Origin of the sequence: Variovorax sp. H27-G14 (assembly GCF_046156345.1) — a bacterium.
GTDB lineage: Bacteria > Pseudomonadota > Gammaproteobacteria > Burkholderiales > Burkholderiaceae_C > Variovorax.
Genome location: NZ_JAYLVN010000020.1, coordinates 60,377 through 83,749, shown reverse-complemented (window position 1 = coordinate 83,749; position 23,373 = coordinate 60,377). Strand labels below are relative to the sequence as shown.

The 23,373-nt window shown below is 68.0% G+C and carries 23 protein-coding genes; 10 read left to right on the top strand and 13 right to left on the bottom strand.

Going from position 1 to position 23,373, the window contains the following annotated elements:
• The first annotated feature begins 7 nt into the window (after positions 1-7).
• The 9 genes from bchM (at position 8) to VLK31_RS30380 (ending at position 9,808) form a co-directional block, all read left to right on the top strand.
• Positions 8-736, top strand: a complete 729-nt coding sequence (gene bchM / locus VLK31_RS30420) for a magnesium protoporphyrin IX methyltransferase (RefSeq protein ID WP_409172211.1) — start codon at positions 8-10, stop codon at positions 734-736.
• On the top strand, positions 733-2,229 hold the full coding sequence (locus VLK31_RS30415) for a PucC family protein (protein WP_409172210.1): 1,497 nt from the start codon (positions 733-735) through the stop codon (positions 2,227-2,229). Before bchM ends, VLK31_RS30415 begins: the two co-directional genes overlap by 4 nt.
• A 46-nt stretch (positions 2,230-2,275) precedes the next feature.
• Complete coding sequence (gene puhA / locus VLK31_RS30410; RefSeq protein ID WP_409172209.1) at positions 2,276-3,046, top strand: photosynthetic reaction center subunit H; 771 nt, start codon at positions 2,276-2,278, stop codon at positions 3,044-3,046.
• Positions 3,043-3,735, top strand: coding sequence for a photosynthetic complex putative assembly protein PuhB (gene puhB / locus VLK31_RS30405; RefSeq protein ID WP_409172208.1), 693 nt, complete (start codon positions 3,043-3,045; stop codon positions 3,733-3,735). The genes puhA and puhB overlap by 4 nt, the downstream gene beginning before the upstream one ends.
• A 9-nt stretch (positions 3,736-3,744) precedes the next feature.
• Positions 3,745-4,245 (top strand): photosynthetic complex assembly protein PuhC, encoded by a 501-nt coding sequence (puhC, locus tag VLK31_RS30400; protein ID WP_409172207.1) that lies wholly within the window; start codon positions 3,745-3,747, stop codon positions 4,243-4,245.
• 10 nt (positions 4,246-4,255) lie between these two features.
• A complete protein-coding gene (acsF, locus tag VLK31_RS30395) occupies positions 4,256-5,326 on the top strand; it encodes a magnesium-protoporphyrin IX monomethyl ester (oxidative) cyclase (RefSeq protein WP_409172206.1) in 1,071 nt (356 codons plus the stop codon).
• Positions 5,327-5,342: 16 nt separating this feature from the next.
• Positions 5,343-6,140, top strand: coding sequence for a putative photosynthetic complex assembly protein PuhE (gene puhE / locus VLK31_RS30390; RefSeq protein WP_409172205.1), 798 nt, complete (start codon positions 5,343-5,345; stop codon positions 6,138-6,140).
• A gap of 75 nt (positions 6,141-6,215) precedes the next feature.
• Positions 6,216-7,634, top strand: a complete 1,419-nt coding sequence (gene ppsR / locus VLK31_RS30385; RefSeq protein WP_409172204.1) for a transcriptional regulator PpsR — start codon at positions 6,216-6,218, stop codon at positions 7,632-7,634.
• Positions 7,634-9,808 carry a GAF domain-containing protein gene (locus tag VLK31_RS30380; RefSeq protein ID WP_409172203.1) on the top strand — a complete coding sequence of 725 codons (2,175 nt, stop codon included), beginning with the start codon at positions 7,634-7,636 and terminating at the stop codon, positions 9,806-9,808. Before ppsR ends, VLK31_RS30380 begins: the two co-directional genes overlap by 1 nt.
• 39 nt (positions 9,809-9,847) lie before the next feature.
• Here the strand turns inward: VLK31_RS30380 and VLK31_RS30375 are convergent, their stop codons facing one another.
• The 13 genes from VLK31_RS30375 to VLK31_RS30315 all read right to left on the bottom strand — a co-directional run bounded on the left by VLK31_RS30375 (position 9,848) and on the right by VLK31_RS30315 (position 21,712).
• Positions 9,848-10,240, bottom strand: a complete 393-nt coding sequence (locus VLK31_RS30375) for a DUF86 domain-containing protein (RefSeq protein ID WP_409172202.1) — start codon at positions 10,238-10,240, stop codon at positions 9,848-9,850.
• Positions 10,237-10,527, bottom strand: coding sequence for a nucleotidyltransferase family protein (locus tag VLK31_RS30370; RefSeq protein WP_409172201.1), 291 nt, complete (start codon positions 10,525-10,527; stop codon positions 10,237-10,239). The genes VLK31_RS30375 and VLK31_RS30370 overlap by 4 nt, the downstream gene beginning before the upstream one ends.
• Before the next feature lie 71 nt (positions 10,528-10,598).
• Entirely contained in the window at positions 10,599-12,023 is a 1,425-nt protein-coding gene (gene pufC / locus VLK31_RS30365; RefSeq protein ID WP_409172200.1) for a photosynthetic reaction center cytochrome PufC, read from the bottom strand.
• Positions 12,020-13,054 (bottom strand): photosynthetic reaction center subunit M, encoded by a 1,035-nt coding sequence (gene pufM, locus VLK31_RS30360; protein ID WP_409172199.1) that lies wholly within the window; start codon positions 13,052-13,054, stop codon positions 12,020-12,022. The genes pufC and pufM overlap by 4 nt, the downstream gene beginning before the upstream one ends.
• Positions 13,027-13,851, bottom strand: a complete 825-nt coding sequence (gene pufL, locus VLK31_RS30355; protein WP_409172198.1) for a photosynthetic reaction center subunit L — start codon at positions 13,849-13,851, stop codon at positions 13,027-13,029. Before pufL ends, pufM begins: the two co-directional genes overlap by 28 nt.
• 103 nt (positions 13,852-13,954) lie before the next feature.
• Positions 13,955-14,158, bottom strand: a complete 204-nt coding sequence (pufA, locus tag VLK31_RS30350) for a light-harvesting antenna LH1, alpha subunit (RefSeq protein ID WP_409172197.1) — start codon at positions 14,156-14,158, stop codon at positions 13,955-13,957.
• A gap of 12 nt (positions 14,159-14,170) precedes the next feature.
• Complete coding sequence (pufB, locus tag VLK31_RS30345) at positions 14,171-14,404, bottom strand: light-harvesting antenna LH1, beta subunit (RefSeq protein ID WP_409172196.1); 234 nt, start codon at positions 14,402-14,404, stop codon at positions 14,171-14,173.
• A gap of 141 nt (positions 14,405-14,545) precedes the next feature.
• Positions 14,546-16,027: a chlorophyllide a reductase subunit Z gene (gene bchZ / locus VLK31_RS30340; RefSeq protein ID WP_409172195.1), complete on the bottom strand. Its 1,482-nt coding sequence runs from the start codon at positions 16,025-16,027 to the stop codon at positions 14,546-14,548.
• Complete coding sequence (bchY, locus tag VLK31_RS30335; RefSeq protein WP_409172194.1) at positions 16,027-17,580, bottom strand: chlorophyllide a reductase subunit Y; 1,554 nt, start codon at positions 17,578-17,580, stop codon at positions 16,027-16,029. The genes bchZ and bchY overlap by 1 nt, the downstream gene beginning before the upstream one ends.
• Positions 17,581-17,593: 13 nt before the next feature.
• On the bottom strand, positions 17,594-18,613 hold the full coding sequence (locus VLK31_RS30330) for a chlorophyllide a reductase iron protein subunit X (protein WP_409172193.1): 1,020 nt from the start codon (positions 18,611-18,613) through the stop codon (positions 17,594-17,596).
• The gene (gene bchC / locus VLK31_RS30325; protein WP_409172192.1) at positions 18,610-19,557 is read right to left on the bottom strand and encodes a chlorophyll synthesis pathway protein BchC; all 948 of its coding nucleotides are present in this window, start codon (positions 19,555-19,557) and stop codon (positions 18,610-18,612) included. Before bchC ends, VLK31_RS30330 begins: the two co-directional genes overlap by 4 nt.
• Before the next feature lie 72 nt (positions 19,558-19,629).
• Positions 19,630-20,787 carry a methyltransferase gene (locus tag VLK31_RS30320; RefSeq protein ID WP_409172191.1) on the bottom strand — a complete coding sequence of 386 codons (1,158 nt, stop codon included), beginning with the start codon at positions 20,785-20,787 and terminating at the stop codon, positions 19,630-19,632.
• Between the two features lie 43 nt (positions 20,788-20,830).
• Positions 20,831-21,712: a polyprenyl synthetase family protein gene (locus VLK31_RS30315; protein ID WP_409172190.1), complete on the bottom strand. Its 882-nt coding sequence runs from the start codon at positions 21,710-21,712 to the stop codon at positions 20,831-20,833.
• 84 nt (positions 21,713-21,796) lie between these two features.
• On the opposite strand from VLK31_RS30315, the gene crtD reads away from it, so the two are divergent.
• Complete coding sequence (crtD, locus tag VLK31_RS30310; RefSeq protein WP_409172189.1) at positions 21,797-23,338, top strand: 1-hydroxycarotenoid 3,4-desaturase CrtD; 1,542 nt, start codon at positions 21,797-21,799, stop codon at positions 23,336-23,338.
• The last annotated feature ends 35 nt before the right edge of the window (positions 23,339-23,373 follow it).

Genomic DNA, 23,373 nt, shown 5'->3' with positions numbered 1-23,373 from the left:
ACACACCATGGCACCCCTCAGCTACCTGCAAAGACGCGGCGAGATCGAAACGTATTTCGACCGCACAGCCGCGCAAGCCTGGGCACGGCTCACCTCGGACGCGCCCGTGGGCCGCATCCGCGCCAGCGTGCGCGCGGGGCGCGAGCGCATGCGCGCGACGCTGCTCGGCTGGCTGCCCGAAGACCTGCACGGCATGCGGCTGCTGGATGCCGGCTGCGGCACCGGCGCGCTCGCGGTGGAGGCTGCACGGCGCGGCGCGCAGGTGGTGGCCATCGACCTGTCGCCCACACTGATCGAACTCGCGCGCGAGCGTCAGCCGGCGGAACTGGGGCAACTGGCGCAACTGGGGCAGCTGGCCGGTGGGCGCATCGACTTTCGCGCGGGCGACATGCTCGACCCCGCGCTGGGCCGCTTCGACTACATCGTCGGCATGGACTCGCTGATTCACTACCGCACGCCCGATGCGGTGCGCGTGCTCGCGGGCCTGGCGCAGCGCGCCGACCGCTCGCTGCTGTTCACCTTCGCGCCGAGCAACCCGGCGCTGATCCTGTTCCGTGCGGCGGGGCGGCTGTTTCCGCGCGGCAACCGCGCACCGTGGATCGAGCCCGTGGCCGAGCGGTCGTTGCACCGCCATCTGGCGGCCGACCCGACGCTGGCCGGCTGGCAGCGCGGTCGCACGCAGCGCGTGTCCAGCGGCTTCTACACATCGCAAGCCCTGGAAATGGTGCGCCCATGAACACAGTCACCCGCCTCAACGACAGCATGGCCCGCAAGTGGGGGCTCATCGCCACGCGGTTCCTGCCTTTTGCCGACGTGGCCACGCGCGAGCTGCCGCTGTCGCGGCTGCTGCGGCTGTCGCTGTTTCAGGTGACGGTGGGCATGGCGCTCGCGCTGCTCAACGGCACGCTCAACCGCGTGATGATCGTCGAGCTGCATGTGCCCGCCTGGCTGGTGTCCAGCATGATCGCGCTGCCGCTGGTGTTTGCGCCGTTCCGGGCGCTGGTCGGCTTTCGCTCCGACCACCACCGCTCCGCGCTCGGCTGGAAACGCGTGCCCTACATCTGGATGGGCACGCTCATGCAGTTCGGCGGCCTGGCGATCATGCCGTTCGCGCTCATCGTGCTGTCGGGCGACACCAACGGGCCGGTGCTCTACGGGCAGATCGGCGCGGCCATTGCGTTCCTGCTCGTGGGTGCGGGCCTGCACACCACGCAGACCGGCGGCCTTGCGCTCGCGACCGACCTGGCCACGCCCGAGAACCGGCCGCGCGTGGTGGCGCTGCTCTACGTGATGCTGCTGGTGGGCACGATGGTGAGCGCGCTCGGCTTTGGCGCGCTGCTGGAAGAGTTCAAACAGGTCAAGCTGATCCAGGTGATTCAGGGTGCGGCGCTGCTGACCATGGTGCTGAACCTCATCGCGCTGTGGAAGCAGGAGGCGCGCAACCCCAGCCGAACCGCCGCCGCGCCCGGTGAAGCAAGGCCGTCGTTTCGCGAATCGTGGCGTGCCTTCATGCACGGCGGTCGCTCGGCGCGGCTGCTGGTCGCCGTGGGCCTTGGCAGCGCTGGCTTCAGCATGCAGGACGTGCTGCTCGAACCCTACGGCGGCGAGATCATGCACATGGCCGTGGCGTCGACCACGCAGCTCACCGCAATGATCGCCTGCGGCGCTCTGGCGGCCTTTGTGCTGGCGGCGCGCTGGTTTCTGCACGGCGGTGAACCGCACCGGCTGGCGGCCATCGGCGCGGTGATCGGCATCTTCGCCTTTGCGGCCGTGGTTTTTGCGGACCCGGTGGGCTCGCAACTGCTGTTTCGCGTTGGCGCGTTGTTGATCGGCTTTGGCGGCGGCCTGTTTTCGGTTGCCACGCTCACTGCGGCCATGGCCCATGACACGGGCGCGCGCAACGGCCTGGCGCTCGGCGCATGGGGGGCGGTGCAGGCCTCGGCCGGCGGCCTGGCCATCGGCCTGGGCGGTGCGCTGCGCGACGGCGTGGCGTACCTGGCAGCACACGGCACGCTGGGCGCCGTGGTGTCGGGGCCATCGGTCGGCTACAGCGTCGTTTACTACATCGAGATCGTGTTGCTGTTCGCCACGCTCATCGCCATTGGCCCGCTGGTGCGTACGCCGCGCGAGCGGCGCGGCGCAACGCTGGGCACGACACCGGGCATGACACCGGGCACGCGCCAGACAACCCTGCCCGGCAAGTTCGGGCTGACAGAGTTTCCGGGCTGAGGCCGCAAGCCCGCCCCACGCACCCTCATATCCAAGGAGACCCGCCATGGGAAACGGAGCCATCACCAGCTACATCGACGTGGCGCAGGTCGTGCTGTACCTGTTCTGGGCCTTCTTTGCAGGGCTCATCTACTACCTGCACCGCGAGAACAAACGAGAGGGGTACCCGCTCGAAAGCGACCGGTCGGGGCGCATCGAGGTGCAGGGCTTTCCGGCGATTCCCAGCCCAAAGACCTACCTGCTGCGCGACGGCCGCCAGGTGCAGGCGCCCAACCGTCTGCGCGAGGAACGCGAGATTGCCGCCGAGCCCAGCGGCGGCTGGCTCGGTGCACCGCTCGAACCCACGGGAGATCCGATGCGCGACGGCGTCGGCCCCGGTGCCTGGGCGCAACGTGCGGACATTGCAGACACCACCATCGACGGTGAACTGCGCATCGTGCCGCTTCGCCAGGCGCCCGGCTTCGGGCTGTCGAAGAAAGACCCGAACCCGATCGGCATGCCGGTGTTCGGTGCCGACAACCTGGTGGGCGGCGATGTGGTCGACCTCTGGGTGGACCGCGCCGAAGCCGTGTTCCGCTACCTCGAACTCGAGGTGCGCACCGAAGCCGGACCGCGCCGGGTGCTGCTGCCGATGAACTTCTCCAAGGTCGACAGGCACCGCGTGCATGTGCGCTCCATTCTCAGCACGCAGTTTGCTTTTGTGCCGGCCACGCGGCTGCCCGAACAGATCACGCTGCTCGAAGAGGACATGGTGATGGCCTACTACGGCGGCGGCACGCTCTACGCGACGCCGCAGCGCCAGGAGCCGCTGCTGTGAAGGCCGCCAACTTCACCCCGGCCGGCGACGACCACGACTTCGAGGCGGCCTGGGGCCTGCCTGAAAAGCTGCCGGCTGCCGAGCGCCTGCTGTGGCAGGGCTCGCCCGATTGGCAACGCCTTACGCGCAGCGCGCTGCATGTGCGCGGGCTGGCGGCCTACTTTGCGGTGCTCATCGTCTGGCGCGGCGCCAACGCGCTGGCAAGCGGCGGGCATGCCGTGGATGCGCTGGTCGCCATGGCCTGGCTGCTGCCGCTCGCGGTGATGGCCATTGCCACGCTCGTCGGGCTGGGCTGGCTGTCGGCACGCACCAGCGTCTACACCATCACCGACCGGCGCATCGTGATGCGTGTGGGCATCGTGCTGACCGTGACTTTCAACCTGCCCTACAGCGCCATCGACTCGGCCTCTCTGCATGCCAACGCCGACGGCACCGGCGACGTGGCGCTGGCCCTGCGCGACGACGCACAGATTGCGTATGTGCACCTGTGGCCGCACGCGCGGCCATGGCATGTCAAGCGTACCCAGCCCATGCTGCGCGCCTTGCCCAACGCGCGCGAAGTGGCGGCGCTGCTGGCCGGTGCGCTGGCGGCATCGGCCGGCATTCCGCGGCGCGGTCTGCATGCGGTGGCGCCTGCCGTTGGCACGCGCGAACGCGGCGATGCGGCACCTGAAGCTCTCACGGCCTGAGCGCACGCCATGAACACCGTCAACGCCCCGCATCGCTCGCCCGATGCCATTCCGCGCGGCATGCTGATCGCCCTGGGCGCCGTGGTGCTCAGCACGCTTGTCGGCGTGAGCTTTGTGCGCTTCACCGGCATCGGCGTGGTGCATGTGCCGCAGGCGCGGGCCGTGAGCGTGCGCGAGTTTCGCTTCGAGGATCTGGCCAGCGGCGGCATCGAAGTGCGCGACGCACGCACCGGCCGCGTGGTGCACGAGGTGGCGCCAGAAACCAACGGCTTTCTGCGCGGCACCATGCGCGGCCTGGCGCGCGAGCGGCATCGGCGCGGCATTGGGCCGGAGACGCCGTTTGTCATGACCGGGCACGCCGACGGCAAGCTCACGCTCGAAGACCCGACCACCGGCCGCTCGGTCGACCTGGGTTCTTTCGGCCCCACCAACGCAGCCGCGTTTGCCGCGCTGATGACCAGCGGCCAGCCCGGCCAGTCCAGCGACATGGCCGCACCGGTCACCCGATAAGGATTCCCCCATGTCCACCCCGGCCTCCGCGGCGCTGCACGCGCCCAACACCTCGACCGAAACGGCGCTGCGCGACACCATGCTCACGCCGCGCTTCTACACCACCGACTTCAAGGCGATGGACCGCATCGACGTCGAGCCAATTCGCGCGCAATGGAACGCGCTCATGCAGGAATTTCAGGCCGACATCAATACCGACCATTTCCAGCGGCCGGCCGACATGGCGGGCAATTACTCGCAATTGCCGGCACCGCTGTACAAGGAGTTTTCGGACTTTCTGATCAGCTCGATCACGTCGGAATTCTCGGGCTGCGTGCTCTACGCAGAAATCAGAAAGCGCGTGACCAACCCCGACATGAAGGAGCTGTTCGGCTACATGGCACGCGACGAAAGCCGGCATGCGGGCTTCATCAACCAGTGGCTGAAAGACTTCGGCATTGGCGTCGACCTGGGCTTTCTGGCGCGGGCCAAGAAGTACACCTACTTCAGGCCGAAGTTCATCTTCTATGCCACCTACCTGTCGGAGAAGATCGGCTATGCGCGCTACATCGCGATCTACCGTCAGGTAGAGCGCCATCCCGAGCTGTGCTTTCATCCGATATTCCAGTGGTTCGAACGCTGGTGCAACGACGAGTTCAGGCACGGCGAGGCGTTTGCGCTGCTGCTGCGCGCCAACCCCCAACTGCTCAAGGGCGTGAACAAGCTGTGGATCCGCTTCTTCGTGCTGGCGGTGTTCGCGACCATGTACGTGCGCGACCATCAGCGCCCTGAAATGCACGCGGCCATGGGCCTCGACCCCACGGCCTACGACTTCACGGTGTTCCGCATCACCTCCGACATCACACGCCAGGTGTTTCCGCTGACGCTCGACATCGAAGCGCCGGCCTTTCGCACCGGGCTCGAAACGCTGCGGCGCATTTCGCTCGCGACCGAGGCCGCGAAAGCGCGCGGCGGCCTGGTCGGCACGCTGCAACGCGTGGGTCTGGCCGCGCAGGGCGCCGTTGCGTTCGGGCGGCTCTTTCTGATGCGCGCACACCCCAATGCCTTGCCGGACAACCCGCGCATGGCGCCGACCTGGTGAACAGGTAAAAAAAGCCATGTCCCAATACCTGCTGCCCATGCTCTACACGGTCTTCGTGTGGTGGTTCAGCACGGGCGTGATCCTCTACCTGAACGGCCTGCCCCGCTGGACCTTCGGCTGGACGCTGGGCGGCGCCACCGTGCTGCTGGCGCTGGCGCTCATCGGCCTGCACGTCACGCGCAACGACATGCGCGTGAGCGGTGCCTATGTGTCGTTCACCTGCGCGTTGCTGGTCTGGGGCTGGCAGGAAATTGCCTTTCTGCTGGGCTTTGTGACGGGCCCGCGCCGCACGCCCTGCCCGCCCGGCGCACGGCGCTGGCGCCGCGCGGGCTATGCGTTGCAGACGCTGCTGCACCATGAATTCGCGCTCATCGTGCTGGGCGTTGCGGTGGTGGCCACCACGTGGAACGGCAGCAACCCGACGGGCCTCTTCACCTTTGCCATCCTGTGGGTCATGCGCCAGAGCGCCAAGCTCAACGTGTTTCTGGGCGTGCGCAACCTCAACGAGGGCTTTCTCCCCGTGCATCTGAAGTACCTGCAGACCTACTTCACCCGCAAGCCGATGAACTCGCTGTTCCCGGTGTCCGTGGCGGTGTCGACCTGGCTGGCCGTGCTGGTCTGGCAGGCGGCGCTGGCCGACGGCGTGCGCAGCTTCGACGCCACCGCGCTGACCTTTGCCGGCACGCTGCTGTCGCTGGCGATCCTGGAGCATTGGTTCCTGGTGCTGCCGCTGCCGTCCGAAGCGCTGTGGAGCTGGGGCCGCAGTTCACGCGCGCTGACACCCGGCGAAGGGGCTGGCCCTGATCGTTTGTAAGGATGGCGCTGCGCATGAAGACGTGTCTAGAATCCGCCCGTTGACGGCCCCCACCCGCCGTTCAGGAGATGCGACGTGAGTTCCAGTGCCGGCGAACCACCCGATCTGGCTGCCCTGGCAGCCTGGGCGCCTGAACTCGCCAGAACGCTGGTCTCGCTGTCCAGCGACATCGCCCTGGTGATCGACAAGGGCGGCGTGATCCGCAACGTTGCGCAGGGCGAGATCGATCCGATGGCGCCACAGGCACACGACTGGGTCGGCCGCGCGTGGGTCGACACGGTGAGCGGCGACACCCGCGCCAAGATCGAGAACCTGCTGCACGAAGTCACCACCACCGGCATCGCTCGCCGGAGAGAAGTAACCCATCCGTTCCAGCAAGGCGGCAGCATTCCGGTCGCCTACTGCGCGATCCGCTTCGGCAGCGATGGCCCGGTGCTGGCCACGGGCCGAGACCTGCGCACCATCGCCGCCATCCAGCAACGCTTTCTGGATTCGCAGCAGGAGCTGGAGCGCGGCTACTGGCAGGCACGCCAGGCCGAAACGCGTTACCGCCTGCTGTTCCAGGTTGCGACCGATGCCGTGCTGGTGGTCGACGGCCACACGCTCGCCATTCTCGAAGTCAACCAGGCCGCCTCGCAGATGTTCGACATCGCGGGCGAACAGATGGTCGGGCGCGCGGTAACCACGGGGTTCGAGGAGCGCTCGCGCATCGGCGTGGAGGAGCTGCTGCTGACGGCACGTGCGTCGGGCTGCAGCGGAGAAATACGCGCGCGGCTGCTGGGCAAGATGGCGCTCACCAGCGTGGCCGCCACGCCGTTCAGGGCCGAAGACGCCATGCGTCTGCTGGTGCGCGTGCGCGCGGTCGACGCCACCAATCCGTTGCCCGCACTCAGCGAGTCGCTGGCGCGGCTGGTCGACGAAACCACGGACGGCGTGGTCGTGACCGATGCCAGCGGCCGCGTGATGATGGCCAACACGGCCTTCCTCAAGCTGGTGCGGCTCACCGACGAGGCCCAGCTGCGGGGCCGGCCCATCGTCGACTGGCTGGGCACGCCCGATCACCCGATGGCCACGCTGTTGCCGCAGGTGCGGCGCGACGGCGTGGCGCACCGCGTGCCGTCGTGGATCAAGGGGCTGAATGCGCCCGCCGTACAGGCCGAGGTGTCGGCCGCGCTGCTGACCGAAGGCGACCAGGAATGCATCGGCTTCACGATTCATCTGCTGCCTTCGAACGACGACGCCCAACACGCACGCCATGCGCTCGACCAAGGCATGCAGCAGGTCACCGGCCGGCTTGGCCAGGTGCCCGTGGAGCAGCTGATGGCCGAGGCCGCCGCGCTCTCGGAGCGCCATTTCGTGGCGGCAGCGCTGGCGCAGGCCGACAACGACGCGCCCGGCGCGGCGCGCTTGCTGGGCCTGAGTGACGAGGCCTTCGCTTCGATGCGCCGGCGCGCCGAAGGCACCCCCGTGCCACCTGCCGCGGAAAGCACCTGATGCTCGGCAGCCCCGCCTTCGGCAAGGCCGACCTCACCAACTGCGAGCGCGAACTGATTCACCTGGCAGGTTCCGTGCAGCCGCACGGGGTGCTTCTGGCGCTGCAGGAACCCGGGCTGCGCGTGCTGCAATGCAGCGCGAACGTGCACACGCTGCTCGGCATGCCGGCGCAGCAACTGCTCGAAGCGCCGGTGGATCGCCTGGGCGGCGACATCGAACGCTGCGTGCGGCGTATCGCGTCGCAGGGCCGGCTGGCCGACCCCGAGGCACTGCGTTGCCGCGTGTCGGTGGGCGGCGTCGAGCGCGAATTCGAGGGAACCCTGCACCGCATTCCCGGCGACGTGCTGCTGGTCGAGATCGAGCCCGTAGGCCATGGCAGCACGATCGACACGGTCAACGTGCCGAGCCCGCAGCTGTTGAGCCTGCTGGGCGAAGCGGTGAACCGCATCAGCAGCGCGTCGAACATCAACGCGCTGTCGGACACCGTGGTCAAGTGCTGCCGCGACATGCTCGGCTACGACCGCGTGATGGTCTACAAGTTCGACCCCGACGGCCACGGCAAGATCATCGCCGAGGCGCGCGACCCGCGGCTCGACTCGCTGCTGGGCCATCACTACCCGGCCACCGACATTCCGCAGCGCGCGCGCGAACTGTACCTGCGCACCCGGCTGCGCGTGCTGGCCGATGTGCACTACGAGGCCTCCCCGCTGATACCGCAACGCCTGCCGGGGCGGGAGGAAGAACTCGACATGTCGCTGTGCTATCTGCGCAGCATGTCGCCGTTGCATCTGCAGTACCTGAAGAACATGGGCGTCACGGCCACGCTGGTGGTGTCGCTGGTGCGCGAGGGGCGGCTGTGGGGCCTCATCGCCTGCCACCACTACTCAGCACGCAACCTGCGCTTTGCGATGCGCGCCGCGGCCGATCTGCTGGCCGAGGTGGTGTCCACGCGCATTGCGGCCATCGAAAACTACGCCTATGCGCAGGTCGCGATCCAGGTGCGCCGCCTGGAGCAACGGCTGGTCGAGGCCACGTCGACCGAGGGCGACTGGCGCCTGGCGCTGTTCCGCAATCCGCGCACATTGCTGCAGCCGCTGGATGCCACGGGCGCCGCGCTGTTCCAGGACGGCGAAGTGCTCACGGCCGGCGAAACGCCCAGCCACGCAGAGCTGCGCGAGCTGATGCAATGGATCGACGGCCAACGCTTCGAGGGCCTGTTCAGCTGCGCATCGGTGGAGCGTGCCAACCCGTTGCTCGCCTCGCTCACGCCCACCGCCAGCGGCGTGGCGGCGGTGCGGCTTTCGTCGTCACGGCCCGACTACCTGATGTGGTTCCGCAAGGAGCAACTCACCAGCGTGACCTGGGCCGGCGACCCGTCCAAGCCGTTGCTGAACAACGACCCGCTGACCTTGTCGCCGCGACGCTCTTTCGCCGCCTGGTCGGAGATCGTGCGTGGCACGGCGCTGCCGTGGTCGGTGACTGAACTGGCGCTTGCCCGGGCCTTTGGCGCGGCGCTGATCGACATCATCGTGCAGGTGAATGCGGTGCGCTTTCTGATTGCCGAGCACCAGCTCGCACAGATCCGCGCCACCGTATCGAACGCCAACGAGCCGGTGATGATCGCCGACCCGCAGGGACGCGCACTGTTTGCCAACCGCTGCTTCTTCGAGATGATTGGCCGCGCGGACCCCGGCACGGCCGACGCGGGCGGGCTGGGTGATGCGGCGCAATGGTTCCAGGACCCCGGCCGCATGCGCGACATGCTGCGCAGCGTGGGGCAAGACCGCCAGTCATGGCGCGGAGAGGCGTTGCTCGACCTGGGCAATGGCGCCAGCCTGCCGGCAGCCCTGCGTGCCGAGCCAGTGGCCGCGCGCGATGGATCGGTGCTGGGTTTCTTCTTGATCTTCACCGACCTGAGCGACAGCCGCCGCGCGGCTGCGGCGCGCGAACAACTGGAGAAGTCGCTGTCGAACGCCGTGCGAGAAGAAGCGCTGTCGCGCCAGGCCGATGCCGCCGACGTGATCGGCGCCATCGTCTCGAACGCGAGCCTGGCCGCCATGGACATCGCCGACGGCAACATGGGGCCGACGGTGGTGCCGCTGCTTGAAGAGCTGGAGGCTTCTACGCGCCGCGCGGCTGCGCTTTATGACCGGATGAAAGCGTTCGTCGGTTGAGCGGCTTGAATGAAACAGACAAGAGACGCTACCGGACTCTTACTTGGGTTGCGGGTCAGCCTCTGGGTCGCTGCGCTCGTCACCGGCACCACGGCGCACGGCAGGCAATTGCCCCAATAATTCCGGCAGGGCCGTCTGCACGGTGTCCCACACCATATCGAGGTTGATGGCGAAATAGCCATGCGCGATTCGATTGCGCATGCCGCGCATGCTGCGCCAGAGCACTTGGGGATGCGCCCCGACGAACTCGGGATATTCATCCATGACCTTCGTCGCCGCCTCACCAATGATGACAAGGCTCATGACGACGGCCTGCTGGGTACGCTTGTCTTCAAGGAAATCGGCTTTCTCCAAGCCTCCGATAAAGCTGCACGCATCGGTCGCGGCCTGCTGGATGTGGTCGAGATAGTCGGGAAGGCGGTTCTGCTTCATACCGGCTGCGCTTCTGCCAGCACCTGAGCCCGGAACTTCGGCGGCAGGTCGGCAGGGGTCAGCAGATCGACATGCACGCCGAGCAGCGCCTCCAATTCGACTTGCAGACCGCCCAGGTCGAACAGCGTTGCGCCTGGCAGCGCATCGACCAGCAGATCGAGGTCGCTGCCGTCTTGGTCGGTGCCGTGCAGCACCGAACCAAAAACGCGTGGGTTCGCCGTGCGAAAGCGGCTGGCCGCTTCACGGACGGCACCGCGTCTGAGATCGAGCACGACGGAGGGTCGCATGGTTTCCTTCTTACCGAAATTCCTTGAAATGGTAAGCGATCCAACGAAACACCCTACGGCGGGCAGCCTGACTACTTCATCACCGCCAACTGCACACGCCGTGCCTTCGGGTCTTCACCCGCCACATTCGCCTCCGCCGATTGCGGCTTGTCCAGCACGATGCGATCGGTGGCAATGCCGGCGGCCACCAGCGCGTCACGCACGGCCATTGCGCGCTGCTTGGCCAGTTCTTCGTTCTGCGCCGCATCGCCGCTGGCGGAGTGGAAGCCCGACAGGCTCACCTTGGCGGTGGCATCGGCCTTGAGCGCGTCGATGGTCGGCATGAGCGCCTGCGTGGCCTCTGGTGTGAGCGCGCTCGAGCCGACGGCGAAGAGCACATCGACGCCGGCTGCGGGCGCACCGGCGGCCGCGGCCGGCGTGGCGGTGGCCGCTTCTGCCGCAGGGGCCGATGCGCTTTGAATCACCGCACGCACCTTGGCCAGCTCCGGATGGTTGGGCAACATGCTCGCGCCATACAGCGGCTTGAACGCACCCTGATGGCAGGTGGCGCAGTTGACCTTGGGCCCGTCGCCCATCGGCCCGAGCCGCGCCGCCGGAAACACCGGTGTGAGCGGATCGAGGTACTGCGTGTTCAGGTCGCGCACCATGCGAATGCCGTACCACGCCACGGCCCGCGGCGGCGCGCTGGTTTCCCAGTCGGCGAACGAGCGCGTGTTGTGGCAATAGGTGCAGTTCACGCCCAGCGATTGCGACATGTGCATCATGAGACCGTAGGTCCATTCGGCCTGCTTGATCGATTGCCGGTTGCCGGTCTGCAAGGCCGTGGGGCCGACCACGCGGATGTTGTTGCCCTGCTCCAGGAAGGGCGAGAACGGGTCGTTGGGCAATGACGCCATCGCCACGCTGGGCGCGGGCGCATTCTGGCCGGCCTTGTTGCCCGCATAGCCCGGCCTCTGCGCTGGCGCCATCGTCCATGTGTTGAGCGGCACCGGGTTGCCGCGATGGCAGGTGTAGCAGGTGACGCCGGTGTCGGCGACGTGCGTCTTCCAGTCGGCGTTGAGATGCTGCGTCATCTGCAGCATGCGCCGCGCGACCACCTTGGAATACAGCGCATCGGACGCCATGTTGTCGCCCTGGTGGCAATAGGTGCAGCCCTGCTGCGGCGCGACCCACGCGGTCATCGACACCATGAGCCGCGTGAACTCGCCCACGCTCAGGTCGTTGAGCACCTTGACGTTCTGGAACACCTGGCCGGCCGTGCGCCCGACGGCGGGTGCGGGCGGCGTGTCGGGCGGCAGCGCGTTCTTCACGGCCTGCGCGCCGACACTGCGAGGGTTGTAGACCTGCTCCATGCCGGTGCCGCGATAGCCGCGTTGCACCACATCGACGGGCGGCCGCTCGCAGCCTGCGAGCAGCATCGACGCAATGGCCGCAATGCAAACGGCGATGCCCGCGCGGGCCCTGCGTGCGGCGTGTGCGGCGCGTGCGGCGCTCATGGCCGTACCCCGGAAGGCAGCGTCGACGGATCGATCACGGGCGCGAACACCGCCGGATAGATCGGCGCCACATGGTGCTTGACCGCCCACAGGTACCAGTTGTCGACCACCGTGCCGGTCAGCAGAATGCCGATGCCGCCCACCAGCGGGCACAGCACCGCGAACCACCAGGCCCAGCGATGGATCGATTCCATCGTCGCGTTGAAGCCCATGCACCAGCGCCAGAACAAGGCCGCGCGCTCGGAGGCCGTGCCGCGATCGACGATCTGCTCGATCTCGCGCTCACCCCCGAAGCGGCTCACCGCAAGAATGGTGGCGCCGTGCATCGCAAACAGCAGCGTCGAACCGTAGAGGAACGCGATCGACAGCATGTGGAACGGGTTGTAGAACAGGTTGCCATAGCGGATCGAGAAGGCCGCCGTCCAGTCCAGGTGCGGAAAGATGCCGAACGGCACCGCCTCGCCCCAGCTGCCCATGAGCAACGGCCGGATGAAGCCCAGCACCAGCATCAACCAGATTGCCGACGCGAAGGCCCAGGCCACGTGCGTGCCGATCTTCAGCGCGCGTGCGCGGCGGTACATGCGCGCCCACCACAGCAGCACCGAGCTGGTCATGAAGAAGCCCGCCATTAACCACCAGCCGCCCTCGTTCAGCGGTGGAAAGAGTTTCAGCCCGATGGCCGGCGACGGCGGCTCCAGCGCCAGCCAGGGCAACTGGCGCACGAACTGCACCGGGTCCCAGTTGACCGACGCGAGCATGTTGAGCCCGACGATCTCGAACGCGATGAAGCCGCACAGCAGCGACGCCAGCCCGAACCAGCCGAGGTAGATGGGCCCGACCTGCGCATCGCCGATGCGACCGAGCAGGTGCACGTGCAGGGGCGGCCCTTCGCGCTCCTTGTTGCCGCGTTCCAGCGGCACGCCCGCATACGACGGTGCAACGGCCTGCACGCGGGTGAAGATGTTCTGGTATTCGGCCATCGATGTCTCCTCGTGGATCTTCTTCAGCGCCAGATGGGCAGGTTGAGCCACCACGTCCACCATTCAGGCCAGCCACGGGTCCAGAAGGGGCCGCTGATGACGATGCATACGGCGCTCCAGAACGCGGCCGACAGCGCCAGGAACAGACCCAGGCGGTGAATGCCCAGCGTGCCGATCGAGTAGCCGATGGTGTCGCGGAAAAAGGTGTTCTCGTGCTCTGCGGTCTTCACCGTTTCACCCGCGCCGGGGTTGGTTGCGGCCAGCACCAGGCCGCCATGCATCGACAGCGCGAGCACGGTCGTGAAGAAGAAACTCACGGCCAGCATGTGGGCCGGGTTGTAGTGAAAGTGCAGGTACTGGTAGCCGGTGTTCGACACCCAGTCCAGGTGGCTCATGATCCCGTACGGAAAGCCGTTGCCCCAGGCACCCATGAGCACCGGGCGCACGATCTCCAGCGTGACGTACGCCAGAATCGCGAACGAGAACGCGAAGGGCACGTGATACCCGATGCCCAGCTTGCGGCATATCTCCACCTGCCGCAGCGCCCACGACACGAAGGCGCCGGTGGCAAACACCGTGATGAGCTGCCACAGCCCGCCCTCTTTCAGCGGCGCCAGGCGCAGCCCGTATTTGAGATCGGGCGGCGCGATGTTGATTTGCCAGAGGTTCCAGGTCGGCCCCTGTGAGGCGCCCCACACGATGAGCAGCGTGCCCACCAGCGAGCAGAAGATCGTGGTGACGCCGAAGAAGCCGACGTAGAACGGCCCGACCCAGAAGTCGAACAGATCCCCGCCGGTGAGGGTGCCCCCGCGGATGCGGTACTTTCGCTCGAAGCTCAGCATGGCCATGACAGTCCCCTGGTCAGAACGCGACGGCACACGGCCGCCCCGAATGGCGATCGGTGCGCGGGCTGCAAGCCCGCGCGCCAACCGCACGTGGACAACGAGCGGGCTACTTGCCCGCCGGTGCCGTCGCGGGCGCAGGCATGGGTGCCATCTGCGCCGCCACCGCCACGCTCTTGCGCGGACCTTCGAGCCAGTTGAACCGGTCGGTGCTCAGCAGAATGAAATGAATCACCAGTGCCAGCACGAACAGGAACGTGAACAGCGCGATCAGCGTCCTGCGCGGGTCGAACAACATCCAGATTCGCCACATGTCGTGTCTCCTCTAGGCGTTGAAGCCGATGGACAGCGCGGCAAGCGCGACATCCTTGGCGTCGTTGAAGATCGACGCATAACCGCCGGCACCCGGAAGCCAGGGCCTCCATTGCCATGCCAGGAAATGGGCGACCACGGCAATCAACGTGAAGATGATGAAGCTCGTCATGAAGATGCCGTGAAACTCTTTCGCTTCCTGCTCGGTCAGACCGGACAGTGAGCCGTCTCTTTCTCTAGGAACCATGGTAGTTACTCCGTATCGGCCTGTTGGCCACGCACCGCGCACTTCCCCCGCGGCGGGGATTGAAGCGGCCATGGGCCGCCACAAGTTCTGTGGCGGACCGCTGGGCCCGCCGGGTTCTTGCCAGAACGATCGGCAGACGTTTCATGCCGGCTCTCCCTGGCGCAACGCGTCGCGCGACTGCACGACGCGCGCAACGGTGATGCGCGCTTCTCCGGCACGCCGCGCGTCGCGCTCGACGCGGTCGCGCAGGCGCTTGGCCGCGGAGATCTGCACCAGCACCGGCTGCGCCTGCACGAAGTCATCGAGCAGTTGCCTTGCGTCGTCGTTCCATGGACTGTCGGCCTGCGGCGCATCGGTGCGCGCGGGCGTGGCGTCGACGCGGTCGAGCTCGGTGCCCAGCGGCAGGATGTGGAACAGCGCATCGAACAGCGCGTTGCACAGCTCCTGCATCAGATAGGTTGCGCCCGCATAGCCCATGAAGGGCGTGCCGGTGTGGCGCCGGATGATCGGCAGCGGAAACGAGGCGGGAATGAAGGTCGACTTCATCATGCCGCCGCCGCCACACTCGGCCAGGTACATGCGCTCGTTGTAGCTGCCGTACAGCACGAGCGGCGTCTTCTCGTGCACGAGCCGGCGCGTCTCTACGTTGTCGGTCTTCGCGCCCGCCACGCGCGCTACCGCGAAGTGGCACGGCAGCCCCATTTCGTCTTCGAGAAAATGCCGGATGCCGCGCGTGTAGGTCTCGTTGGCCACCACGCCGAAGCTCGCGGTGCCGAAAAAGTCCTGCGTCACCGAACGCCACAGGTCCCACACGGGCTTGAGCGTGCTGTGCTTCTCGCGCTCGATGAAGGGCTCGGGGTCGAGCTGCAGCAAGGCGCCGAGCGTGCGCAGAAAGCTGGTGGTGCTGTGCAGGCCGATGGGCGCCTGCAGATAGGGCCGCTCCAGCGCCTCGCACAGCATGCGGCCGAACTCGCGGTACATGCAGATGTTGACGTCGGCTTCGTCCAGCCGCGACACATCGGCCAGGTGGCTGCCGAGCGGAAACACAAGGTTCACCTCGGCGCCTATGCCTTGCACGAGCCGCCTTATCTCGGCCAGGTCGCTGGGCGCATTGAACGTGCCGTAGCTCGGGCCGATGATGTTCACGCGCGGCTTTTCGCCCGCGGGGCGTTGGTCGAAGGGCTTGCGCACCGACGGCTTTTTCAGTCCGTACTCGGACCACAGCCAGTACATTGCGCGGTTGGCGCATTGCCATTGGTCTTCGTCGATGGTGCGCGGCAGAAATCGCTGGATCGTCGTGCCAGAAGGCGTGACGCCGCCACCGATCATCTCGGCGATGGAGCCGGTCACCACCACCGACGGCAGGTCGGGGTCGAGCGCGGCGTGCGCACGGCGCATCGAGGCCTCGGTGCCTTCGCGGCCCAGCTGTTCTTCGGCCAGGCCGGTGACAACGATGGGCAGCTCGTGCGGCGGCAGCGCGTCGGTGTAGTGCAGCACCGACGTGACCGGCAGGTTCTCGCAGCCCACCGGGCCGTCGATCACCACCTGCAGGCCCTTGATGGCGGTGAACACGTACACGGCACCCCAGTAGCCGCCCGCACGATCGTGGTCGAGCACAAGCATCAGATCATCTCCTCGGCCTTGCGCTTCTTCGCGGCCTTCAGGGCCTGGCGGCGCGTGTCGGCCTTGAAGTCGGGGCGGTCCTGCGGCACGCCGGCGGCGCTTTCCCACACGCCCGCCGCATGACCGGTTCCGGCATTGCCGAAGAACGCTTTCATCTGTTCGAAGCGTGCCTTGTTGCCGATGGCCGCGTTGATGACGGTCGCGAGCGAGCCGGCACCGGCCGGCCCCATCAAGGGCCGCGCCGAAATCAGGTTGGTGAAATACAGCGCCGGTGTGCATTGCTCCTTGGCCGCCTGCACGACGGGCGTGGTGCCGATGGCCAGGTCGGGCTGCCATTCGTGCATTGCCGCCAGGTCTTGTTCGAGCGAGGCGCGGAACTGCACATGCACGCCCTTGGCTTCGAGCCACTGACGGTCGGCGTCGCTCCATGCGGTGCGCGGGCAGGCGGTGCCCACATAGCGCAGGTCGGCGCCGCTTTCGACCAGCAGGCGCCCCACCAGCAGCTCCGAGCCCTCGTAGCCGCTGAGCGTGATGCGGCCCCGGATCGGCATCTTCGACAGCGCGCCGCGGATCGCCGGCAGCATCATGTTCTTGACCGCATCGACCTGGGCCTGCGGCACGTTGGCCGCCAGGCCGATGGCCTGCAACCACGCCTCGGTGCCGTCATGGCCGACCGGCGCGGAGCCCACGATGGGGCGGCCCGCTGCCTCGAACTCGCGCAGGCTCGCGGTGTAGAACGGATGGATTGCGGCCACGGCCACGCAGTCAAGTGCTGCATACAGCTCGCGCCATTCGCGCGTCGGCACGGCCGGCCCGGCCACGAGGCCCATGGGCTCCAGCATGCGGCCGATGATCATTGGGTCGGCCGGGAACATCTCGCCCATCAACGCGATAGCGGGCTTGTCGGCCCTGCCCGTGCGCGGCGCCTGCACGGGCCCGGCCAGCACCTCGGTGCGTGCGTACTTCAGCATGGCGCCGGCCAGCACGTCCTTGGCCTCGGCATGCGTGGGCACGCCGAAGCCGGGCACGTCGATGCCGATGATGCGCACGCCGTTGATCTCCTTCGGCAGGATCTGCAGCGGCACGCCGCTGGCCGTCGGCACGCAGAGGTTGATGATGACGATGGCGTCGTACAGCGCCGGGTCGGCCTGTCCGTGCACGGCCTCGCGGATGTCCTCGAACAGCTTGCCCGTGACCAGCGTCTCGGAGTTGAACGGCACATAACCCACGCTGCGCCGCGCACCGTAGAAATGCGAGGTGAAGGTGAGCCCGTAGACGCAGCAGGCCGAGCCGGAAAGAATGGTCGACGTGCGCCGCATGCGCAGCCCCACGCGCAACGCACCAAAGGCCGGACACATGCTCTGCGGCTGGTCGTGCGGGCCGGCCTGGGGCGCGCGCGGATAGTCCTTCGCGTACTGGTCGAGCGTGTCCGACTTGCCCGCCGCGCGCGCTGCCTCGCGCATGGCATCGGCGCCCGAATGGCAACCCATGCCGTCGCCTTCGGTGGCCTTCGGCACCGGCAGCGCAACAATGGGAATGATGGTCGAGGTCATGGCGCGTGTCGTCTCAGACTTCGTCGTAGACGACTTCGAGCGACGGCTTCACCACATCGCGCTTGCCGCACATGTCGAACTGCGTCGCGGGTTCGAGCACCACATGGCGCCCCACCGACTCGGCCGAGAAAAGACCCAGCAGCTGGTCCTGCGTCATGGGGCGCGGCCGCATGGGTTGCGAGCTGCCGACGTTCTCGGCCAGTTGCTCGAACAGCGGGCCCCAGGTGGTGCCGGGCACGCCGATGATTTCGTAGCTCGCGCTCTTGCGCCGGATGTCGTCGTTGGCCGGAATGACCGACAGCACCGGAATGCCGACCTGCTGCGCGAAGGCCGTGGCCTCGCCCGTGCCGTCGTCGCGGTTGATCACCATGCCGGCCACGCCGACGTTGCCGCCCAGCTTGCGGAAATACTCGACCGCCGAGCACACGTTGTTGGCCACGTAGAGAGACTGCAGGTCGTTGCTTGCGACCACGATCACCTTCTGGCACATGTCGCGCGCAATCGGCAGGCCAAAGCCGCCGCACACCACGTCGCCCAGAAAGTCGAGCAGCACGTAGTCGAAACCCCAGTCGTGGAAGCCGAGCTTTTCGAGCAGCTCGAAGCCGTGGATGATGCCGCGCCCGCCGCAGCCGCGGCCAACCTCCGGGCCGCCGAGTTCCATCGCATACACGCCGTCGCGCTTGAAGCACACGTCGCCGATGGCCACGGCCTCGCCGGCCAGCTTTTTCCTGGAGGAGGTTTCGATGATGGTCGGGCAGGCGCGTCCGCCGAACAGCAGCGACGTGGTGTCGCTCTTCGGGTCGCACCCGATGAGCAGCACCTTCTTGCCCTGCTGCGCCAGCATGTAGCTGAGGTTGGCGAGCGTGAAGCTCTTGCCGATGCCGCCCTTGCCGTAGATGGCGATGATCTGCGTTTCCTTGGTGGCGGGTGCGCTCGACACCGCGTCGGGCTCGATGGCGGCCTCGGCGCGCAGGGCCTGCTGCTGCATGAAGCGCACCGGCGTGCCCTCGGCAATGGCGTGGGTGGATGTCATTTGCAGCTTCTCCAGTCGAGCACCATCTTCAGGCAGGCGGCGTCGCCGAATGCGGTGCGGTAGGCGCTGTCGGCCTCGGTGGCCTCGGCGCGGTGGGTGATGAGGCCGTCGAGCGACAGCCGATGCGTCTGCATGAGCGTTCTCACGGCGGCCAGGTCGTGCGGCTGCCATTGCGCCGCCACGCGGATGCGGGCCTCGCGCATGAAGGCCGGCGGGAAGGCGAAAGACAGCTGCTGGTCGTAAAAGCCCGCCAGCACAATCTCGCCGCCCGGCCCCAGGCGGCCGATGAGCGCGTCGAGCAGCGACGCGTCGCCGCTCACGTCGCAAATGCTGCGGTAGTCGCGGCGCGTGTCGGTGGCGGGGTCGATCACGTCATAGCCGGTGGCGCCCTCGCGGCGCTGCGCATTCGTTTCCCAGACCACGGGCGCGGCGCCCGCGGCCACCGCGATGCGCGCCACCATGCGGCCAAGCACGCCGTGGCCCACGATCAGGTCGGGCTGCACACCGCCGCCGGCCGAACTGACGTGATGCGCCGTAGCCGCCAGCGCAAGCAGCACGCCCTGCTCCGCGCTCGCGTCGTCCGCCGCGTCGAAAGCCAGCGTGCGCGCACCCGGCAGCACGACCGTGGATGCCGCACCGCCGAACAGGCCGCGCACGTCGCCAAAGCACTTGGCGCCCGGCACGAACACGCGCGCCCCGACCGTGCCGCCCGAGTGCCTGCCTGCGCTGCGCACAACGCCGACCGATTCATAGCCCGGCACCAGCGGATAGCCCATGCCCGGAAAGTCGGGCATGCGGCCCGACCACAGCAGGCGCTCTGTACCGGTGCTGATGCCGCTCCATTCGATGTCGACCACCACGTCTTCGTCGGTCGGCTCGCTCAGGGCCAGCCGGGTCAGCGCCAGTTGGCGGGGCTGTTGCAGCACCACGGCCAGGGTGTTCATGGGACGGGCTGAATGTGTCATTGTTTTAAGACTACTTGTGGTGTCTAGTTTGTATTACACATCTCGAAGGTGTCATGGCGCAAGCGTTGTTCGCGCCACCAGCAGGCCGACCTGCAGCGGCATGCGGGTTCGCACCTCACGCACCGCCTCGAAGCCTGCCATTTGCAGCAAGGCCTGCAGGCCCGCGGCGCTGCGCGGCTTGCCCTTGCCCATGGCCAGCAGGTAGAAGCCGAAATAGGCGTCGCCCATGGCCTCGGCGCCCGGTGTGACGGCCATCGGCTCGGCCAGCAGCAAGGTGCCGCCCGGCGGCAGCGCCTGGCGCACGGCGCGCAGGATGCACAGCGCCGACGCATCGTCATGGTCGTGAATCACGCGCACGAGCGACGCGATGTCGGCGCCGCGCGGCAATGCGTCCGTCAGAAAGCTGCCGCCTTCGAGGCGCAACCGCTCTTCACCGATGCCCGCCGCCGCGCAACGCAGGCGCGCACGTTCGACGACGGCGGGCAGGTCGAACAGCATGAGCCGCAACGAAGGCACGCGCGACGCCGCGCTGATAAGGAACCCGCCCTCGCCGCCGCCCACGTCGAGCAGGCAGTGGTGCTTGTGCAGGGGATAGGCATCGAGGATCTCTTCGCAGACCAGCGGCTGAGACGCGGCCATGAGGGCCGAATAGCCAGCGACGCTGTCGCCGCGCAGACCGTCGGGTTGCGATGCGCCCGCATAGGGCCAGAACTTCGCCAAGGCCGCGCTACGCGCTTCTCCGCGCAGCAGCGCCACGGGATCGGCCAGGTCGGCATAGAGCGCGCCGTGATGCGCCACCATTGCCGCGACCGCCGTGTTGCCAACCATCGGTGCGCCCAGTTCGCCGAGCCCGAAGCGCTCGCCGCTGCGCACTTCGACCAGGCGCAAGGCGACTGCGGCAGCCAGCAGCCGATCAGCGGACGCAACCGGCAGGGCCATGCGAGTCGCCAACTCGTTCAAGGCCAACGGCCCTTGCGACAGCATGTCGAAGAGCCGCAACTGCACGCACGCCAGCAACACCTGCGAATAGACAAACCCCGCCACCAGGTCGAACAGCGCGCCGGCGCGTTGCCGCGCGATGGGCCGCGTCGGCGCGAAAGCCGCCGCGCGCCGCTGGAACGTCGGGCTCGCGAGCAAACGGTCGCGCAGCGCCAGCCAGCGGTCGCTCCATGCCGCACGCCACGCAGGCGGCGGGTTGCGAGGGGACACGGGCAAGGTCTGCACGTTGCGAGCATTCGATGGATGAACGCGCTCAGGCCGCGGCGCGCAGGCGTTCGGCCAGCTCGGCCTTCGGCACCAGGCGCTCGGCTTCGTGGCGCACCAGCGCGCGCAGGCTCTCCGCGCCCGCGCAATCGGGAACGGACTCGATCGCGCGTGCGACCAGCTGGTCGAAGTACTGGGCGGCGCCTTCCAGCCCGAGTTCGGTCGCGGCGCTGGGGCGCAGCAACGCCAGGTCGCGCCCCGTCGGCTTGCCCAGCACGCTGGGGTCGCCCGTGACATCGCGGATGTCGTCGGCCGCCTGGTAGGCCTCGCCGAGCCAGTCGCCAAAGGCGCGCCAGATTTCCGGATCGCTGCCTGCGGCCTGCGCGCCGCCCATGGTGGCGGCGGCAAACAGCGCGCCCGTCTTGGCGCGCTGGTAGTCGCGCAGGTTGACGCGCGGCTCCGACTCCCACGCCTGCCCCGCAACGGCGCCGAAGGGCATGCCCACACTGCTCGCCACCATCGTGAGCAACGCCGGCAGGCGCAGCGGCGACTTCACCGCGCCCAGCGTCAGCGTTTGAAAGGCCAGGATGATCAAGGCGTCGCCGGCCAGCACGGCCAGGCTTTGCCCATAGGCGTAATGCACCGAGGCGCGCCCGCGCCGCGTGGGCGCGTTGTCGAAGCAAGGCAGGTCGTCGTGCACCAGCGATGCGCAGTGCAGCAGCTCGATGGCGCTCGCCGTCGCACTCGACAGTTCGGGGTCGTCGTCGCCGCAGGCGGCGGCCACCGCCAGGCACAGCTGGGGGCGCACGCGCGCGCCGCCGGGAAACACCGCGTGCCGTATGGCGCCGGCCAGCTTGGAGGGGCAACCGGGCGCCTCGCCCTGCGAGACGGCCATGGCCAGCGAATGTTCGATGCGTGTGAGCGGCTTCATCGGGCACCTCTGTAATTTTATTTGGTCACTATGGAGTGTCACGTAGAATAGACACATGTGCACGTACCGTCAACAGAGCAAGCGATGAGCGGCAGCCCCGTGGTCGTTGTCGGGGCGGGTGTGGGCGGCTTGTGCGCCGCGCTGGACCTGGCATCGCGCGGGCTGGAGGTGCTGGTGCTCGAACGCGGGCCGGCGCCGGGCGGCAAGATGCGCGAGGTCGAAATAGACGGCGCGCGAATGGACGCCGGCCCGACCGTCTTCACGATGCGCTGGGTGTTCGACGAACTGCTGGCGCAGGCCGGTACGCAGCTCGAAGACCACCTCACGCTGAAGCGCGCCGAGGTGCTGGCGCGGCACGCATGGGACGACGGATCGCGGCTCGACCTGTTCGCCGACATAGAGCGCAGCGCCGACGCCATCGGCGTCTTCGCGGGTGCCGACGCGGCCCGGGGCTACCGCGCGTTCTGCCTGCGCGCGCAACAGATCCACGACACGCTGGAGGGGCCCTTCCTGCGCAGCACGCGCCCCACGCCACTGTCGCTGGTCGCGCGGGCCGGGCTGCGCGGCATGCCCGCGCTTGCGCGCATCTCGCCGTTCGGCAACCTCTGGAAAGAGCTTGGCCCCTACTTCCGCGACGCGCGCCTGCACCAGCTCTTTGGCCGCTATGCCACCTATTGCGGTTCGTCGCCTTGGCTGGCGCCGGCCACGCTCATGCTCGTGGCCCATGTGGAACAGCAAGGCGTGTGGCTGGTCGAGGGCGGCATGCACCGCATCGCGCAGATGCTGGCGCGGCTGGCCGCCGAACGCGGGGCGCGTCTGCGGTACGGTGCGCACGTTGCAGACATCGTGGTGTCGGCGGGCCGCGCGAGCGGTGTGCGGCTGTCCAGCGGCGAGTTGATAGAGGCGCAGGCCGTGGTCTTCAACGGCGACGTTGCGGCGCTCGGGCGCGGCCTGCTCGGGCACCACGGCGCGCGCGCACAACCTTCAAAGACGAATGCCGGGCGATCGCTCTCCGCGCTCACCTTCAACCTGCGGGCCGAAGCCAGCGGCTTTCCCTTGCTGCGCCATTCGGTTTTTTTCTCACCCGACTACGCCGGCGAATTCGACGACATCCTGCGCCGCGACCGCCTGCCGCGCGAGCCGACCGTGTATGTCTGCGCGCAGGACCGCCCGGCCCACGATGCGCCCGCGCCGGGCGGTGCGGAGCGCCTGCTGTGCATCGTCAACGCGCCGCCCTCGGGCGATGCCCGCAGCTTCACCCCCGAGGAGATTCATGCATGCCAGCAGAGCACTTTCGAACGGCTGTCCCGCAGCGGCCTGCGGCTGGACTGCCAGGCCACGTCGATGCGGGTGACCACGCCGCATCATTTCGAGCAGATGTTTCCGGGAACCGGGGGCGCACTCTACGGCCAGGCATCGCACGGATGGGCGGCGAGCTTCTCGCGCCCCGGTGCGCGCAGCCGCCTGCCGGGCCTGTACCTGGCGGGCGGCAGCACGCACCCGGGGCCGGGCGTGCCGATGGCGGCGCTGTCGGGCCGGCTGGCCGCGCAGAGCCTGCTGGCCGACCGCGCTTCGACGCCAAGGTCGAGCCCGGCGGCTATGCGTGGTGGTATGTCGATGCGCTGAGCGACGACGGCTGCTTCGGCCTCACGCTGATCGGT

Excerpts from the sequence above, each read along its gene's own strand:
- bchM (WP_409172211.1), top strand. The coding sequence starts at position 8 with ATGGCACCCCTCAGCTACCTGCAAAGACGCGGCGAGATCGAAACGTAT.
- VLK31_RS30415 (WP_409172210.1), top strand. The coding sequence starts at position 733 with ATGAACACAGTCACCCGCCTCAACGACAGCATGGCCCGCAAGTGGGGG.
- puhA (WP_409172209.1), top strand. The coding sequence starts at position 2,276 with ATGGGAAACGGAGCCATCACCAGCTACATCGACGTGGCGCAGGTCGTG.
- puhC (WP_409172207.1), top strand. The coding sequence starts at position 3,745 with ATGAACACCGTCAACGCCCCGCATCGCTCGCCCGATGCCATTCCGCGC.
- acsF (WP_409172206.1), top strand. The coding sequence starts at position 4,256 with ATGTCCACCCCGGCCTCCGCGGCGCTGCACGCGCCCAACACCTCGACC.
- puhE (WP_409172205.1), top strand. The coding sequence starts at position 5,343 with ATGTCCCAATACCTGCTGCCCATGCTCTACACGGTCTTCGTGTGGTGG.
- VLK31_RS30380 (WP_409172203.1), top strand. The coding sequence starts at position 7,634 with ATGCTCGGCAGCCCCGCCTTCGGCAAGGCCGACCTCACCAACTGCGAG.
- VLK31_RS30375 (WP_409172202.1), bottom strand. The coding sequence starts at position 10,240 with ATGAAGCAGAACCGCCTTCCCGACTATCTCGACCACATCCAGCAGGCC.
- VLK31_RS30370 (WP_409172201.1), bottom strand. The coding sequence starts at position 10,527 with ATGCGACCCTCCGTCGTGCTCGATCTCAGACGCGGTGCCGTCCGTGAA.
- pufC (WP_409172200.1), bottom strand. The coding sequence starts at position 12,023 with ATGAGCGCCGCACGCGCCGCACACGCCGCACGCAGGGCCCGCGCGGGC.
- pufL (WP_409172198.1), bottom strand. The coding sequence starts at position 13,851 with ATGGCCATGCTGAGCTTCGAGCGAAAGTACCGCATCCGCGGGGGCACC.
- pufA (WP_409172197.1), bottom strand. The coding sequence starts at position 14,158 with ATGTGGCGAATCTGGATGTTGTTCGACCCGCGCAGGACGCTGATCGCG.
- pufB (WP_409172196.1), bottom strand. The coding sequence starts at position 14,404 with ATGGTTCCTAGAGAAAGAGACGGCTCACTGTCCGGTCTGACCGAGCAG.
- bchZ (WP_409172195.1), bottom strand. The coding sequence starts at position 16,027 with ATGCTTGTGCTCGACCACGATCGTGCGGGCGGCTACTGGGGTGCCGTG.
- bchY (WP_409172194.1), bottom strand. The coding sequence starts at position 17,580 with ATGACCTCGACCATCATTCCCATTGTTGCGCTGCCGGTGCCGAAGGCC.
- VLK31_RS30330 (WP_409172193.1), bottom strand. The coding sequence starts at position 18,613 with ATGACATCCACCCACGCCATTGCCGAGGGCACGCCGGTGCGCTTCATG.
- bchC (WP_409172192.1), bottom strand. The coding sequence starts at position 19,557 with ATGAACACCCTGGCCGTGGTGCTGCAACAGCCCCGCCAACTGGCGCTG.
- VLK31_RS30315 (WP_409172190.1), bottom strand. The coding sequence starts at position 21,712 with ATGAAGCCGCTCACACGCATCGAACATTCGCTGGCCATGGCCGTCTCG.
- crtD (WP_409172189.1), top strand. The coding sequence starts at position 21,797 with ATGAGCGGCAGCCCCGTGGTCGTTGTCGGGGCGGGTGTGGGCGGCTTG.